At 28.9% G+C, this 15,818-nt stretch carries 13 protein-coding genes; all 13 read right to left on the bottom strand.

Translation table 11 applies throughout. The features are described 5' to 3' along the window. Nucleotides 1-27: 27 nt before the first annotated feature. The gene (locus AACT_RS03765) at nucleotides 28-1,230 is read right to left on the bottom strand and encodes an acetate/propionate family kinase (RefSeq protein ID WP_172125101.1); all 1,203 of its coding nucleotides are present in this window, start codon (nucleotides 1,228-1,230) and stop codon (nucleotides 28-30) included. 25 nt (nucleotides 1,231-1,255) lie between these two features. After that, nucleotides 1,256-2,251, bottom strand: a complete 996-nt coding sequence (gene pta / locus AACT_RS03770) for a phosphate acetyltransferase (RefSeq protein ID WP_172125103.1) — start codon at nucleotides 2,249-2,251, stop codon at nucleotides 1,256-1,258. A 245-nt stretch (nucleotides 2,252-2,496) separates the two neighbouring features. Beyond that, on the bottom strand, nucleotides 2,497-3,690 hold the full coding sequence (locus AACT_RS03775) for an acetate/propionate family kinase (RefSeq protein WP_172125105.1): 1,194 nt from the start codon (nucleotides 3,688-3,690) through the stop codon (nucleotides 2,497-2,499). A 172-nt stretch (nucleotides 3,691-3,862) separates the two neighbouring features. Beyond that, nucleotides 3,863-4,483, bottom strand: a complete 621-nt coding sequence (locus AACT_RS03780) for a 3'-5' exonuclease (protein ID WP_172125107.1) — start codon at nucleotides 4,481-4,483, stop codon at nucleotides 3,863-3,865. Beyond that, nucleotides 4,476-6,317 (bottom strand): putative nucleotidyltransferase substrate binding domain-containing protein, encoded by a 1,842-nt coding sequence (locus AACT_RS03785; RefSeq protein ID WP_172125109.1) that lies wholly within the window; start codon nucleotides 6,315-6,317, stop codon nucleotides 4,476-4,478. The genes AACT_RS03780 and AACT_RS03785 overlap by 8 nt, the downstream gene beginning before the upstream one ends. A 131-nt stretch (nucleotides 6,318-6,448) precedes the next feature. Continuing rightward, nucleotides 6,449-8,119: a cation acetate symporter gene (locus AACT_RS03790; protein ID WP_172125111.1), complete on the bottom strand. Its 1,671-nt coding sequence runs from the start codon at nucleotides 8,117-8,119 to the stop codon at nucleotides 6,449-6,451. Next, nucleotides 8,119-8,433: a DUF485 domain-containing protein gene (locus AACT_RS03795; protein ID WP_172125113.1), complete on the bottom strand. Its 315-nt coding sequence runs from the start codon at nucleotides 8,431-8,433 to the stop codon at nucleotides 8,119-8,121. Before AACT_RS03795 ends, AACT_RS03790 begins: the two co-directional genes overlap by 1 nt. Nucleotides 8,434-8,789: 356 nt before the next feature. Beyond that, entirely contained in the window at nucleotides 8,790-10,439 is a 1,650-nt protein-coding gene (locus tag AACT_RS03800; RefSeq protein ID WP_172125115.1) for a cation acetate symporter, read from the bottom strand. Next, nucleotides 10,439-10,753: a DUF485 domain-containing protein gene (locus AACT_RS03805; protein ID WP_172125117.1), complete on the bottom strand. Its 315-nt coding sequence runs from the start codon at nucleotides 10,751-10,753 to the stop codon at nucleotides 10,439-10,441. Before AACT_RS03805 ends, AACT_RS03800 begins: the two co-directional genes overlap by 1 nt. Nucleotides 10,754-10,940: 187 nt before the next feature. Beyond that, complete coding sequence (locus AACT_RS03810) at nucleotides 10,941-11,573, bottom strand: 3'-5' exonuclease (protein WP_172125119.1); 633 nt, start codon at nucleotides 11,571-11,573, stop codon at nucleotides 10,941-10,943. Next, a complete protein-coding gene (locus tag AACT_RS03815) occupies nucleotides 11,573-13,393 on the bottom strand; it encodes a DUF294 nucleotidyltransferase-like domain-containing protein (protein WP_172125121.1) in 1,821 nt (606 codons plus the stop codon). Before AACT_RS03815 ends, AACT_RS03810 begins: the two co-directional genes overlap by 1 nt. 104 nt (nucleotides 13,394-13,497) lie before the next feature. Further along, complete coding sequence (locus tag AACT_RS03820; RefSeq protein ID WP_172125123.1) at nucleotides 13,498-15,375, bottom strand: sodium:solute symporter family protein; 1,878 nt, start codon at nucleotides 15,373-15,375, stop codon at nucleotides 13,498-13,500. Nucleotides 15,376-15,387: 12 nt separating this feature from the next. Continuing rightward, nucleotides 15,388-15,642, bottom strand: coding sequence for a DUF4212 domain-containing protein (locus tag AACT_RS03825; protein WP_172125125.1), 255 nt, complete (start codon nucleotides 15,640-15,642; stop codon nucleotides 15,388-15,390). Between the last annotated feature and the right edge of the window lie 176 nt (nucleotides 15,643-15,818).

Below are 15,818 nucleotides of genomic sequence, written 5' to 3' on the forward strand. Positions count from 1 at the left end.
TTTTTTATTTGAAATAATTTTATGAAATTATTTCTCAAGTCCTGAAACGATTTTATAAGTATCATTAGCAATAACATACTCTTCATTTGTAGGAATAACAAAGATTCTAGCAGTTGAACTATTTGTAGCAATATCTCTTGGCTTACCTGATCTTTTGTTATTTTTAGTTGGATCTATATTTAATCCCATACCATCAAGACCAGCACAAACAATTTCTCTAATTAATGATGAATTCTCACCAATCCCACCTGTGAAACATAATGCATCAACGCCATCAAGTGCAGCAACATAAGCTCCAACATATTTTTTGATGTTATACGCAACCATTTCAACAGCTAGTCTACATCTGTCATCACCATCTTGCATTCCTTGTAAAACTTCTCTTAAATCAGATGATTTTCCAGAAATTCCTAAGATACCAGATTTTTTATTCATAACATCAAGAGTTTGATCAATAGTCATTCCTTCTTGAGTCATCATATAAGAAATAGCTCCCGCTCCAACATCTCCGGCTCTAGTCCCCATCATTAAACCTTGAACAGGAGTTAGTCCCATAGAGGTATCAATACATTTACCATTTAGAACAGCAGATACTGATGAACCATTTCCTAAGTGACAAACAATAATTCTAGTATTGTGTTTTTTATCTAACATTCCTCTTGCTTCATTTGAAACAAAGAAGTGTGAAGTTCCGTGGAATCCATATTTTCTAATACCATGTTTAGTATATTGATCATAAGGTAATGCATACATATAAGCATAATCAGGCATTGTTTGGTGGAATGCAGTATCAAATACAGCTACATTTGGTTTACCTGGCATTAAATCTTGACAAATTTCCATTCCCATAATATTTGCAGGGTTATGTAAAGGTGCTAATGGAATAAGTTTTTTCATAGTTTCAATAACTTTAGGAGTTACCATAACAGAAGATGCAAATTCTTCTCCACCATGAACAGCTCTATGTCCAACTGCATCAATATTATCAATAGAGTTGATTACTTTACCTTCTCCCTCAACTAATGTTTTTAATACTAATTCAATTGCTTCTTTATGCGTAGGCATCGAAACATCTAAAGTTAATTTCTTACCATCAGTAAATTCATGTTTTAAAACACCATCAATTCCGATTCTTTCACAAAGACCTGTAGCTAAAACCTCTTTTGAAACTGGGTTCATTAATTGATACTTTAAAGATGAGCTTCCTGCGTTTAAAATAAATACTAACATATATTACTTCCTTTTTTGAATTTAATTATTTGATTTGAGTTGCTGTAATTGCAACTAAGTTTGCGATATCTTCTACTGAACAACCTCTTGATAAGTCATTAACAGGTTGATTTAATCCTTGAACGATTGGTCCATGAGCTTCTGCTCCTGCGAATCTTTGAACTAATTTATATCCAATATTTCCAGATTGTAAATCAGGGAATACTAAAATATTCGCATGCCCCGCTACTTTTGAACCTGGTGCTTTTTTAGCTCCAATAGCTTCAACAATTGCAGCATCTGCTTGTAATTCTCCATCAAATGAGAAATCTACATTTCTTTCATCTAATATTTCACATGCATATTGAACTTTATCAACTAATGGATGTTTTGCACTTCCTTTTGTAGAAAATGATAACATTGCAACTCTTGGCTCAAGTCCAACTACACTTGCAGCAGTTGCAGCTGTTGCGCATGCAATATCTGCTAATTGCTCAGCATTTGGTTCAGGAATTACAGCACAATCTGCAAATAAAATTAATCCATTGTCTCCAAATTTACCATCAGCTGTTTCCATAATAAATGTAGAAGAAACAGTATTAATACCAGGAGCAGTTTTAATAACATGGATAGCAGCTTTTAAAACATCAGCTGTTGGTGAGTTAGAACCTGCAACTAAACCGTCTGCATCTCCTAGTCTTACCATCATACAACCAAAAAATCTAGGTTCAGTAGTCATAATTTCTGTAGCTTCTTCTCTTGATAGATTTTTAGTTTTTCTAAGTTCTACTAACTCATCAATGTATTTATCTATATTATCAAAATTCTTAGGATCAACAATTGTTGCTCCTTCGATATTTGCACCACACTTAGCAGCATCCGCTTTAATAGTTTCAACATTACCGATTAAAATAACTTTTGCAGTTTTTTCTTCTAATACTTGTTGTGTAGCTTTTAAAACTCTTTCATCTTCTGGCTCTGGAAGAACAATTGTTCTTAGTTGTAATTTGGCTTTTACTTTGATATTTTCAATTAAACCCATGTGAGTTATCCTTTCTACTTTTGAAGTTTTTGTAGAAATATTATAAAAGAGAAACATAGCAATAAAATAGCAATTTTTCAAAAATAGTACATTAAAAAAAGAAAAAAGAGTGAAATATTAAAATATAGTATAAAAGATGATAAGTCAACGTGGCTGTTTAGTTTTAAAGTAGTTCAATTGATAGATAATGTACAAAAATAGTACATCATCCACAATTTTTTAATTATTTTCTAATTTGTAACAAATTACTTGGTTTTTGTTAAAGCATAAGTATCTTTAGCAATAACTAATTCTTCATTTGTTGGAATAACATAGATTTTAGTTCTAGAAGATTTTTTACTTATTTCTCTATTACCTTTTTCTCTAATTTTATTTTTATCAGCATCTAATTCTATTCCCATGAATTCAAGTCCATTACAAACTTTTTCTCTAATTAAATCAGAATTTTCTCCAATTCCTGCTGTAAAACAAATAGCATCAACTCCACCCATTAATCCAGCATATGAACATAAATATTTTTTAATTCTATTGCATAACATTTCAATAGTTATTTTAGATCTAATATCTCCATCTTTTGAAGCTTTGATTACTTCTCTTAAATCAGAACTAATTCCAGAAACTCCTAAAATTCCAGATTTTTTATTTAAATAATCTAGAATTTGATTTGAAGTTAGATTTTTTTTCTCCATTAAATAAGGAATTACACCTGCATCTATATCTCCAGCTCTTGTTCCCATAATTAGGCCTTCAAGTGGAGTTAATCCCATTGAAGTACTTATTGATTTTCCATCTCGTACAGCACAAACTGATGATCCATTTCCTAAGTGACAAACAATAATTTTTGAATCTTTTTTATTTAAAATCTTAACCATTTCATTTGATACATAATAATGAGAAGTTCCATGGAATCCATATTTTCTTAAATGATGTTCTGTATAATCTGCATAAGGAACTGCATATAAGAAGTTTTCTTTTGGCATAGTTTGATGAAATGCCGTATCAAATACAGCTACATTTGGAATTTTTGGCATTAATTCTTGGCAGATTTTTATTCCCATGATATTAGCAGGATTATGTAATGGTGCAAGAGGAATTAATTGCTCAATTTTTTCAATAACATCAGGAGTAACTATTGTAGATTCTTTGAAAAATTCTCCACCATGAACAATTCTATGTCCAATTGCTTGAATTTCTTTTATTGAATCAATTACTTTTGTTTCATCATTTGTTAAAATTCTTAAAACTAGTTCAATAGCTTCTTTATGTGTTGGAATTGGAAGTTCAAAAGTTAATTTCTTATTTTCTCCAACTTCATGTTTTAATATACCATCAATTCCTATTCTTTCTACTAATCCACTAGCTTTTAGTTCAGCTGTTTTAGCATTGATAAGTTGATATTTTAGTGAAGATGAACCTGCATTTAATACAAATACTAACATTAATTTTCCTTTGTAATTGTTGATATAAATTTTAACTAATATTATAGTTAATCTTAAATCTAAATTTCCTTTGAAAATTGATAGATAAATTCAATTTTAAGTTCAATCTCTAATTTGTAACAGTTTCCTTTTTATTAGTAAAAAATCTTATGACTTCAGATGAAGCTTTATTTTAATTTATTTTCACTTTTGGTAAGTTTTTTAATTTCAAAAAAATCATAGAAGTCATAATTGCATCATTATAAGCATCATGTTTTCCTAAACTTGGTATTTTAAGTTCATTCATTATAGTGTTAAATCTTAGATCAATATTTCCTTGAGGGATTCTTTCAATTTTATAATCATAGTAAATAGCTGAAACTTCTAATGCTTTATTTGGAAGTTTTATTCCTAATATAGGTTTTAGATATTTATTTATCATTGCAATATCAAACTCTAAAAAATATCCAACAAGTGTTCTACTTCCAATAAATTCTAAGAATTCTTTTATAACTTTATTTATATCTTCCGCATCTTGTAAATCACATTCTCTGATATGATGCACTTTAATTGCTTCAACTTGTAATTTTGTTTTTGGTTTTATAAATTTAACAAATTTTTTACTAGCAACTATCGTATTATTTTTTATTATAACTGCACCAATTGAAATTATGTCATCTTTTTTTGGATCTAACCCTGTTGTTTCACAATCAAAACAAACATATTCTTCATTATTTGGTTCATCAAATAGATATAAATATTTTTTGTCTTTTAAATTTCTCTTATTAAAATAGTTTTTTATATTTCTAAACATAATTTAACTTAAAGTGGAATTCTAATTTCTTCTTTAATTTACTCACTATTTTAAAAGAATCTTTTAATAAATCTTTTTCCATTGTATTTAAATTATCAGGATTTATATAATTATCAATAGCGATTTTTTTATCAAGTTTATCTAGATTTGATTTTAATTTTAAATTTGTTAAAAAATTAAATGCCATCGTTAATTCTTTTGCAAGTTCTGGATCTAGTACATTTATTTCAGTTAACTTTGCTATTCTTTTTGCTGTACTTGTATTTAATAATTTATGCTCTAAACTTAATGATCTTATTCCTTGAACTATAATAAAAATACCACCTTTTTTAATATCTATTTCATTTTTCTTTTTTTCATCTTTACTATTAAAAATAAAACCATCAAAAAAACCTAAAGGGACATTAAAACTACTAATTACTTTTGCAAAATGAGCATTAAATGTTTGAGAATTTCCAGCAACTTTAAATAAATATTCTTTTAATTTTATAACTAAATCTATACTTCCCGAAACACAAACAGCATCATAAAAAATGGCGATATTCATAAAATTATCACCACTTGGTTCATTTACCCATTGATAAATCAGATTTTTAAAATCTGATTCTTTTCTACACCAATAAGGATTTGAAACCATAATATTACCTTCACATCTAGGAAAGCCAAAATCTACTAAGGTTTCTGTAAAGTCATGTGTGAACTTTTGTAAGTCTTCATTACTAATTGTGCAATCATCTTCTATTATCAAAGCATTGTCTTGATCAGTTTTTAGAATTTGTTCGCCTCTTCCCTCACTTCCCATTACAATTAAACATGATTTTGTATATAATTCTTCAGGTGCTAATAATTTATATAACTTATCTAAAAGTCTTTTATTTAATTGATTAACTAATCTAGCAATAAATTCTATTTTTACACCTTTTGCATTTAATGATCTAATAATTTTTATAAATGACAAGGATGCTTCTTTTAGTTCTTCAACAGTTTCTGCTTTTTGAATTTTATTTGAAACAGAAAAAGTATTAGTTGCGAAAAATGATGATAATGAGATTTGATCTAAAATACCAACAATAGTATCTTTATCATTTTTGACTACAACTCTTTTTAGACCATGTTTTGCCATGATTAATTGAGCATTAAATAAAAAATCATCTTCATTTACATAAATTAAGCCCTTTGTAGCAATTTTTATAACTTTATCATCAAAATCCATTCTATTTAAAATTACTTTTTGTCTAAAATCAGAATCTGTAATAATGAACATTTCATTATTGTTATCTTTTAAAAGAATTGTAGGAACTTTTTCTTTTTTTATAATAGTTGCAGCTTCATAAATTGATTTATTTTCATCTATGATTACAGCTTTATGAATAGTTGCATCTTTTACTTTGGCAATCATAATATTTGCCATTTCTTTATTCTTCTCATGGTGAATATTGTTATTTAATTTTTCAGATATAGACTGAAAGAAATAAGTTTCTAAGTCAATATTTTCATGTAATGTTTTTATAAAAATACTTCTTGGAAGACTGTAACAAATAGTTTCTTCTGTTGTAATAAATGTATTTTTAGAATAATTTTCTATTAAAGAAATAGAGTCAAAGATTTCATTTTTCGAATAAATTGATAAAACTTCTTCTTCTTGCTTTTCTTGAACAAGTCCTTTTAAAATAAAAAAAAGAGATTCTGGATTTTTTCCTTGTTTTTGGATTATTTCATTTTCTTTAAAATAAACTATATCCATATTCTCTGCAAAAGTATCAAGTTGAGTAGCACTTAAACTTTCAAAAGGATGAATAGATGACAAAAATGCTTTTTGTTCTAATAGACTCATAGTTACTCTTTATATTGGTATTCTAAATTATATTTAATATTAAGTTAATTAATTATTATTAAATATAATTTATATAATAAAAAAAGATATATTATAATTTATCAAAGGATGAAATCCTTTGATAAGTTTGACTAATGGTCAACAGCTCCTGCTGCACCAATACCAGTATTTGCTCTAATATTTTGAGCTCTAAATAATTGTCTTTCTTTTGCAGCTCTTTCTGAATTATCTAGTTTTGAGAAAAACCAAATTGAAACAAATGCAACAGTTACAGAGAATATAGCAGGGTGAGCATAAGGGAAAATTGCTTTTTCATTTCCTAAAATCTGAACCCATACATTTGGTCCTAAGATTACTAATGTAACAGCCGTAATTAATCCCATAAATCCACCAATAAATGCACCTTTTGTTGTTAATCCACTCCAGTAAATAGAAAGGAATAAAATAGGGAAGTTTGCACTTGCAGCAATACCAAATGCAAGCCCAACCATATATGCAATATTTTGTGATTCAAATGCAATTCCTAAAGTAACACCAATGATACCTACTAAAATAACAGTAATTTTTGAAATTTTAACAATTTTTTCATCACTTGCATCTGGATTAATAACATTTGCATAAATATCATGTGATATTGCAGATGCACCAGCTAGTGTTAATCCTGAAACAACTGCCAAAATAGTAGCAAAAGCAACTGCTGAAATAAATCCTAAGAATGCATTCCCACCTAACATATGTGATAAGTGAACAGAAGCCATGTTACTTCCTCCAAATAATGCACCACCATCCATATAAGCCTTAGCTTGATCAAAATATTGAGCACCTTCAGCAGAATTTAAAAATGCAATTGCACCAAATCCAACTACAGTAATAATTACCCAAAAATATGCAACAAATCCAGTTGCATAAACAACTGATTTTCTAGCTTCTTTCGCATTACCAACAGTAAAGAATCTCATTAAAACATGAGGAAGACCAGCAGTTCCAAGCATTAAAGCCATTCCTAAAGATATTGCTGAAATAGGGTCTGTAATAAATCCACCTGGACTTAAAATTGATTCTCCTGATTTATGATTTTCAACAGCTTTAGCAGCTAAAGACTCAAATGAGAAATCAAAATGATATAAAACCATAATAGCCATAAATGAAACACCTGAAAGTAATAAACAAGCTTTAATTATTTGTACCCAAGTAGTTGCAAGCATACCACCAAAAGTAACATAAATAATCATTAAGGCACCAACCATGAATACAGCATATTCATACTCCATACCAAATAAAACTTGAATTAATTTTCCAGCTCCAACCATTTGAGCAATTAGATATAAAATTACAACTGATATAGAACCAAATGCAGCTAAAGTTCTAATCTCTTTTTGTCCTAATCTATATGCAGCAATATCGGCAAATGTAAATTTACCCAAGTTTCTTAATTTTTCTGCCATAAAGAATAAAATAATTGGCCATCCTACTAAAAATGAAACGGCGTAGATAACTCCATCGTAACCTTTCATATAAATAAGACCAGAAACTCCTAAGAAAGCAGCAGCTGACATATAATCTCCAGCGATTGCTAAACCATTTTGAAAACCAGTTATTCCTCCACCTGCTGTATAAAAATCACTTGCAGATTTCGTTTTTTTAGCAGCCCAAAAAGTAATACCTAAAGTCCCAGCAATAAAAATGAAAAACATAATAATCGCAGGTATATTAAGATCTCTTTTTACAGCTTCAAATGTTGCATCACCAGCAGCATATGCGCTTAGCGCAAAAATTGTAATTAGTGCTAATATTTTTAACATTACATCATATCCTTTACATCTTTTTTAATTTCATTAGTTAAATTCTCAAATTCACCATTTGCTTTATTTACATAAATTAAAGTTGTAATAAAACTAATAACTAAAATTGCTAATGCAATAGGAAATGCAATTGTTGTTACGCCATCACCAATTTTTGCAGCCAATAATTCTTTGTTAAATGCAATAACTAAAATATACGCATAAAACATAACCAATACGAAAATACCTAGTTTAATTCCTAGACTATTTCTTTTTGAAACTAACTCTTTATACTTTGGATTAGATTCAATTTTTTCTACTAATTCTTCGTTCATTGTGCTTCCTTTTTTTAATTTGATATAAAAAATTTATAAGATTTTATATCATTTCTCATATAAGCTTTTCTAATACTAAAATGGTAGCATTTAAATAGCAAATGGAAAAAAGTAACTGATTATACATTCAATATTTAAGAAATGTGATTTTTTTTAAAGGTATTATGTATAATTTATGTAGATAATTGTAGATTTGTAACATAAAGTATAATTATAAATTATTAATTTTAATAAATAAAGTTAAGAAATATTTAAGAAATAATGTTTGATAGCTAAAAAGCCATCAAACATGTATAAAAAAGTAATGAATTATTATTCAGATGTTACTAAAGTGAAAGTTCACTTTAGTAAAATTCCTAGTGATCAACTGCTCCATCAGCACCGATACCAGTTTCAGCTCTAACATTTTGAGCTTCATAAGCTTCAATTTCATTTTGAGCTTGAGCTGATTTATCAGTAATTGAGAAGAACCAGATTCCAATAAATGCTGCAGATACAGAGAATAATGCAGGGTGTTTATATGGGAAAATAGCTTCTGCATTTCCTAAGATTTCTACCCAGATAGTAGGACTTAAAATTACAAGAACTACTGCAGTGATAAGACCAATAAATCCACCAATAAATGCACCTCTAGTTGTTAATTTTTTCCAGTAAATTGAAAGGAATAAAATTGGGAAGTTAGCAGATGCAGCAATAGCAAATGCAAGACCAACCATGAATGCAATATTTTGTTTTTCAAAAGCAATACCTAAAATAACTCCAACAACACCAATAATGATAACTGATCTTTTTGAAACTTTAATTTCATCTTCTTCACTAGCTTTACCTTTTCTCAACACGATTGCATAAATATCATGAGATATTGCAGAAGCACCTGCTAGTGTTAATCCAGAAACAACCGCTAAAATAGTAGCAAATGCAACAGCTGAAATAAATCCTAAGAAAATATCTCCACCAACAACATGTGATAAGTGAATCGCAGCCATGTTTCCACCACCGATTAATTTACCATCTGTATAGTATTGAGCACCTTCTGGTGAATTTAAGAATACAATAGCTCCTAAACCAATAACAGCAATAATTAAGTAGAAGTAACCAATAAATCCAGTTGCATAAACAACAGATTTTCTTGCTTCCTTAGCATTACCAACTGTAAAGAATCTCATTAAGATATGTGGTAAACCAGCAGTTCCTAACATTAAAGCCATACCTAATGAAATAGCAGAAATAGGATCTGTAATAAATCCACCTGGAGCCATAATAGCTTGACCTTTACTATGAGTTGCTACAGCTTGAGTTGCTAAATCTGTAAAAGAGAAGTTAAAGTGTGCTAAAACCATCATACCCATGAAAGTAACACCTGAAAGTAATAATACAGCTTTGATAATTTGTACCCAAGTAGTTGCAAGCATACCACCAAAAGTAACATAAATAACCATCATAGCTCCAACTAAGATAACAGCGTATTCATAATCCATACCAAATAAGATTTGAATTAATTTTCCAGCTCCAACCATTTGAGCAATTAAATATAATGTTACAACAGATAAAGAACCAAATGCAGCTAAAATCCTAATTTTAGTTTGATCTAATCTATATGCAGCAATATCTGTAAATGTAAATTTACCTAAGTTTCTTAATTTTTCAGCCATTAAGAATAAAATTACAGGCCAACCAACAAGGAATCCAACAGCATAAATTAAACCATCATATCCACTTAAATAAATCATTCCAGAAATACCTAAGAACGATGCTGCTGACATATAGTCTCCAGCAATAGCCATACCATTTTGGAATCCTGTGATTCCTCCACCTGCTGTATAAAAATCTGAAGCAGATTTTGTTTTACTTGCAGCCCATTTTGTAATACCTAAAGTTCCAGCAATAAAAATGAAAAACATTATAATTGCAGGAATATTTAAATCTCTTTTACCTGAGAATGTTGCATCTCCAGCAGCAAATAAACCAAGTGCAATTAAAGATAATATTGTAATTATTTTAAACATTATATAGCATCCTTTACATCTTCTTTAATTTGATTTGTTAAATCTTCAAATTCACTATTTGCTCTTCTTACATAAATTAATGTTGTAATAAAGCTAATAACAATAATCGCTGCTCCAATTGGGAATGCTACAGTCATTACCCCATCACCTAATTTTGTTGCCAAAAGATCTTTGTTAAATGCAATAACTAAAATGTATGCATAAAACATTGCTAAAACAAAAATTGATAGTTTTAAAGAAAATGAACTTCTTTTTGAAACCAATTCTTGATACTTTGGATTAGATTTAATTTTTTGTACTAAATCATTATTCATGTTTGCCTCCTAAAATAATTGTAATAAAAAATACATTGGAATGTTAAGCCACGAGAGTTGCAATAACATAGCATTTTTTAAACATCGGAAAGCATTGTAATAGAATTATACTTACGAGTGAATTTAGGAGGTTTAATTCATTATAAAAGAGAAAAAATTATTATTTTTTGTAACAATTTGAGTTTGATTAATTTGTATAAAATGTAGTTTTTGCAGGAGTTACATCTTTCAATTTTAAAAATATCATTGAAGTCATTATTGCATCATTTAGTGCATCATGCTTACCAAGTGCCGGTATATTGAGATTTTTTAGAATAGTATCAAATTTTAAATCTATAAATTCATAATCACTTGATCTTTTTCTAGTTTTATAATACATTGATGAAACTTCAATTGTTTCATTTGGTAACTTAATACCAATAAATTTTTTTGTATATTTTGAAATAATCGCTACATCGAATTTAATATAGTATCCAACGATAGGTCTTGAGCCAATAAAATCTAATAATTGATAAATAGCATCTTGTGGGTCCAATCCATTTTCCAAATCAATTGGTCTTATTTGATGAATTTTTATTGATTCTTCTGCAATATGTTTTGAAGGTTTTACAAATACATAAAAAGTTTTTCGCATTAAGATTTTATTACCTTTTATATGAACAGCACCTATTGATAAGATTTCATCTTTTCTTGGATTTAATCCACTTGTTTCACAATCTAAGCATATATATTCATCTACTGTTGGTTCATGAAATAAAAAATCATATTTTTTATCTTTTAATTTTTTTCTATTCCAGTTTTTAAAGAAAGTTTCAAACATTATGAAATCTTATCTATTCTAAATGTATAATTAATGAATTTTTTAAATTCAATAACAATTTTAAAAGAATCTTTTAATAAGTCTCTTTCTATCTTTCCTAAAGTGTGAGTATCTATCTCGTTATTTACTTCTTTATTATCTTGTATATCATCAAGTTGAGCTTTTAATCTAAGCGTATTTACTACATCAAAAGCTTCAAGCAATTCAGCAGCTTTACTTCTTTCTAAAATCTTTTTTTCTTCTAATATTTTTATTCTTTTTACTGTAGTTGTTTCTCTTATTTTTTCTCTTAGTGCTAAAGATCTAATTCCTTGAACTATAGGAAAAACAGCAGCTTTTTTTATATCTATATTATGAGATTTTGTCATAAAATTAGCAATAGTATTTGGTGTATCAAATGTTAATGTAGCTTTTGCAAAATATGCCATAAATACATCTTTATCATGAAGTTTATTAAATAAGTCATCTTTTAAATTTATTAATAAATCCTTATCTCCTGCAACTGCGAAAGAATCGAAGAATATTGCTAAATCCATATAGTTTTGCATATCAGGTGCTTCAATCCATCTTTTAGTTTCGTTTTTATATTCACTTACAGTTTTACACCAAAACGGATTTGAAACCATAATATTACCTTCACAAGGAGGATATCCAAAATCAATTAGATGTTTTGTAATCTCATTCATATAAGGTCTATATTGTTCTACATCTATTCCATCTTTTACTACAAGGGCGTTATCTTGGTCAGTTTTTATTATTTGCTCATTTCTACCTTCACTTCCCATTACTATTAAACAAGCGCCTTTTTGTAATTCTACTGGTAAAACTAAGTTATAAAGTTTTTGATAGACTTTTATATTTAATTGACCAATTAAGTTTGAAATATGATTTACTTTTACACCTTTTGCTTGAAGGCTTTTTATTATATTTAATAAATCTTTACTTGCAAATCTTAAATCAGCTATATTTTTAGCTTTTTTTATTTTTGAATCTACTACATATGTATGATTCGCAAAATGTGAAAGAATATTGATTTGTTCTAAGATACCAATCATTTCACCTCTTGAATTAGTTACTCCAATTCTTTTAATATTTTTTTTAATTAAAAGAGTTAATGCTTCAAACAAATAATCATCATTATGTACAGTAAGAAGTGGAAATATAGCAATATCTTTAACCGGAATGCTAAGATCTCTACCTTCTAAAAGTACTTTAATTTTTAGAAGTGAATCTGTAATAATTCCATATTGGCCATTTTCTTTTTTAACTATAATTGTAGAAGTTTTAAATTCCATTGATTGTTCAATTGCATCCAATAATTTAGTATTTTCATCAACTATACAAGCATCGTGAATTAAAGTATCATCCACTTTTGCTATCATATAAGATGATAGTTCAGAGGTATATTCCTTATCTTTTAATGTTTGAATTTTATTAACTAAGTCTTTTAAAAAATAGTCTTTAAATTGTTGGTTTTGTTCAATTAATTTTAAAAAAGTATCTTTTTCTAATTCATAACAAATTAACTCTTCATGTACTTTAAAAGTATTATTGCATTTTCCATATATTAAAGAATTTGAATCAAATGAGTCTTCATGATGATAATCCATAACTACCATATTATCAGCAGAATACTCATAAACAGCACCTTTTATAATTATAAAAAAATGATCTGAAATCTTTTCAGGACTGATTAAAATGGAGTTTTTAGGATAGTATGCTATATCCATATGTTTAATACATTTGTCCATTTGAGCTGGAGTTAAAACTTGAAAAGGATGGATATTTGAAAGAAAAGCAGCTTGATCTTGAAGACTCATTTATTTTCCTTAGCTTCTTTGATAGTATTTTTTTATATTAAAACTTTTAACATAAAAAAATACTAAAAAGTATACCCGAAGGTATACTTTGTTAGTTTGTTTTTTTAGTGATCTACTGCTTCACCAGCACCAGAAGGAATTCTAATGTTCTCAACTAACTCTTGAATATGTTCAGGAGGCGGAGGAGTCATTCTAGATACAACGAATGCAACTATTAGGTGTAATAATGTACCAATAGTTCCTATACCAGTTGGATCAATTCCAAATAAGTAATCTTCTTTGCTTCCACCTAAGAATACAAAGTATACAATGTATCCAAATGTAAAGAATAGACCAACAAGGATACCTGCAATTGCACCTTCTTTGTTCATTCTTTTATCAAATACCCCAAGGATAATTGTAGGGAAGAACGCTGCTGCTGCAAGACCGAATGCAAAAGCAACAACTTGTGCAACGAAACCTGGAGGGTTGATTCCTAAGTAACCAGCAATTGCAATAGCAACTACAGCTGATACTCTTGCCCACATTAACTCAGTTTTTTCGTTTAATGTAGATTTTCCAGTTTTTTTATCTTTAAATATAACTTGACCCATTAAATCGTGTGAAATAGCTGAAGCAATTACAAGTAATAATCCAGCTGCTGTTGATAATGCTGCTGCAAGACCACCGGCTGCAATAAATGCAATAACCCAGTTAGGTAAGTTAGCAATTTCAGGATTCGCAAGAACCATGATATCTACGTCAACATAAATTTCATTTTCAATTTTACCAGTGTTTTCAGCAGGTTTTGGATTAGTAGTTAATCTTTCACCATTTGTACCAACTTTAGTTCCATCAAATTCAGGTTTACCTTTAGCAGCTGTAAATGCATCACCTTTAGCATATTGAATTTTTCCATCGCCATTTCTATCAGTCCATGCTAATAATCCACCTTGTTCCCAAGTTTTGAACCATTTACCATTGTTAGCATCACCATTTGGATGTTTTAACTCATTATTAACAAATGCGCTATACTCAACATTTTGAACGTTTTTAATTAAGTTGATTCTTGAGAAAGAAGCAACAGAAGAAATAGTTGTATACATAATTGCAATAAATACTAATGCCCAACCAGCAGATACTCTTGCATCTTTAACAGTTGGTACTGTAAAGAATCTAACAATAACGTGTGGTAAACCAGCAGTTCCTAACATTAATGCAGTTGTTAACATAAACATGTTCCATAAGTTACCTGGCTTAGTATATTCTGCAAAACCTAAGTCAACTAAAGATTGATCAAGTGCATGTAAAAGATAAGTTCCTTCAGGAATAACTTGTACACCATTACTAAATGCAAATGTAGTTGTAGCAAAAATACCTAATTGTGGTAAGAATGTATCAGTTACTTGTAATGATAAGAAGATTGCAGGAATCATATATGCAAAAATCATAACAACATATTGAGCAACTTGTGTATATGTAATACCTTTCATACCACCAAGAACTGAGTAGAAGAATACAATAGCCATACCAATAAGTACACCTGTATTTACATCAACTTGTAAGAATCTTGAGAATACGATACCAACCCCTCTCATTTGTCCAGCAACATAAGTGAACGAAACGAAAATAACACCAATAACCGCAACTAATCTTGCCGTATCCGAATAATATCTATCTCCAACGAAGTCAGGAACAGTAAATTTACCAAATTTTCTTAAATATGGAGCTAATAACATAGCTAGTAGAACGTATCCACCAGTCCATCCCATTAAGTAAGCACCACCATCAGAACCTTTAAAAGAAATGATACCTGCTAATGAGATGAAAGAAGCTGCTGACATCCAGTCTGCCGCTGTTGCCATACCATTTGCAACAGGGTGAACTCCACCACCTGCAACATAGAAATCCTTAGTTGAACCAGCTTTTGCCCAAAGTGCAATACCAATATAAACTGCGAACGAAACACCTACGAATAGGTAAATTAATGATTGTAATTCCATATTTCCTACCCCTTATTCGTGAACGCCGTATTTTTCATCAATTCCTGTCATTACTTTTACGTAAACAAAAATTAAAATAACAAATACATAAATTGCACCTTGTTGTGCAAACCAATAACCTAGTTTAACTCCACTTATTTCAATAGCGTTAAGTTCGTTGATAAATAAAATTCCACAACCAAAAGAAACTACGAACCAAACTACAAGTAGTTTAATGATCATAGAAATATTTTCTTTCCAGTATGCTTGTGCTTTTTCTGGACTCATTTTGCTCTCCTTCAAAATTTTTCATATCAAACAAAATAAATTGTTTAATAAGTTAACATTGAAATTATAATAGTAGTGAATAGCAAAAAGATAGCAATTGAATTTTTTTTATGAATTTTATGATTATTTTTTATGAATTAATGTTTTTAGTGAAGATAAAGCCCTTTAAATAGGGC

This window comes from Arcobacter acticola, assembly GCF_013177675.1.
In the GTDB taxonomy this organism is placed as follows: Bacteria; Campylobacterota; Campylobacteria; order Campylobacterales; family Arcobacteraceae; genus Aliarcobacter; species Aliarcobacter acticola.

What these genes read in the sequence shown, in the direction of transcription:
- AACT_RS03765 (WP_172125101.1), bottom strand. Translation starts at nt 1,230, where the DNA reads ATGTTAGTATTTATTTTAAACGCAGGAAGCTCATCTTTAAAGTATCAA.
- pta (WP_172125103.1), bottom strand. Translation starts at nt 2,251, where the DNA reads ATGGGTTTAATTGAAAATATCAAAGTAAAAGCCAAATTACAACTAAGA.
- AACT_RS03775 (WP_172125105.1), bottom strand. Translation starts at nt 3,690, where the DNA reads ATGTTAGTATTTGTATTAAATGCAGGTTCATCTTCACTAAAATATCAA.
- AACT_RS03780 (WP_172125107.1), bottom strand. Translation starts at nt 4,483, where the DNA reads ATGTTTAGAAATATAAAAAACTATTTTAATAAGAGAAATTTAAAAGAC.
- AACT_RS03785 (WP_172125109.1), bottom strand. Translation starts at nt 6,317, where the DNA reads ATGAGTCTATTAGAACAAAAAGCATTTTTGTCATCTATTCATCCTTTT.
- AACT_RS03790 (WP_172125111.1), bottom strand. Translation starts at nt 8,119, where the DNA reads ATGTTAAAAATATTAGCACTAATTACAATTTTTGCGCTAAGCGCATAT.
- AACT_RS03795 (WP_172125113.1), bottom strand. Translation starts at nt 8,433, where the DNA reads ATGAACGAAGAATTAGTAGAAAAAATTGAATCTAATCCAAAGTATAAA.
- AACT_RS03800 (WP_172125115.1), bottom strand. Translation starts at nt 10,439, where the DNA reads ATGTTTAAAATAATTACAATATTATCTTTAATTGCACTTGGTTTATTT.
- AACT_RS03805 (WP_172125117.1), bottom strand. Translation starts at nt 10,753, where the DNA reads ATGAATAATGATTTAGTACAAAAAATTAAATCTAATCCAAAGTATCAA.
- AACT_RS03810 (WP_172125119.1), bottom strand. Translation starts at nt 11,573, where the DNA reads ATGTTTGAAACTTTCTTTAAAAACTGGAATAGAAAAAAATTAAAAGAT.
- AACT_RS03815 (WP_172125121.1), bottom strand. Translation starts at nt 13,393, where the DNA reads ATGAGTCTTCAAGATCAAGCTGCTTTTCTTTCAAATATCCATCCTTTT.
- AACT_RS03820 (WP_172125123.1), bottom strand. Translation starts at nt 15,375, where the DNA reads ATGGAATTACAATCATTAATTTACCTATTCGTAGGTGTTTCGTTCGCA.
- AACT_RS03825 (WP_172125125.1), bottom strand. Translation starts at nt 15,642, where the DNA reads ATGAGTCCAGAAAAAGCACAAGCATACTGGAAAGAAAATATTTCTATG.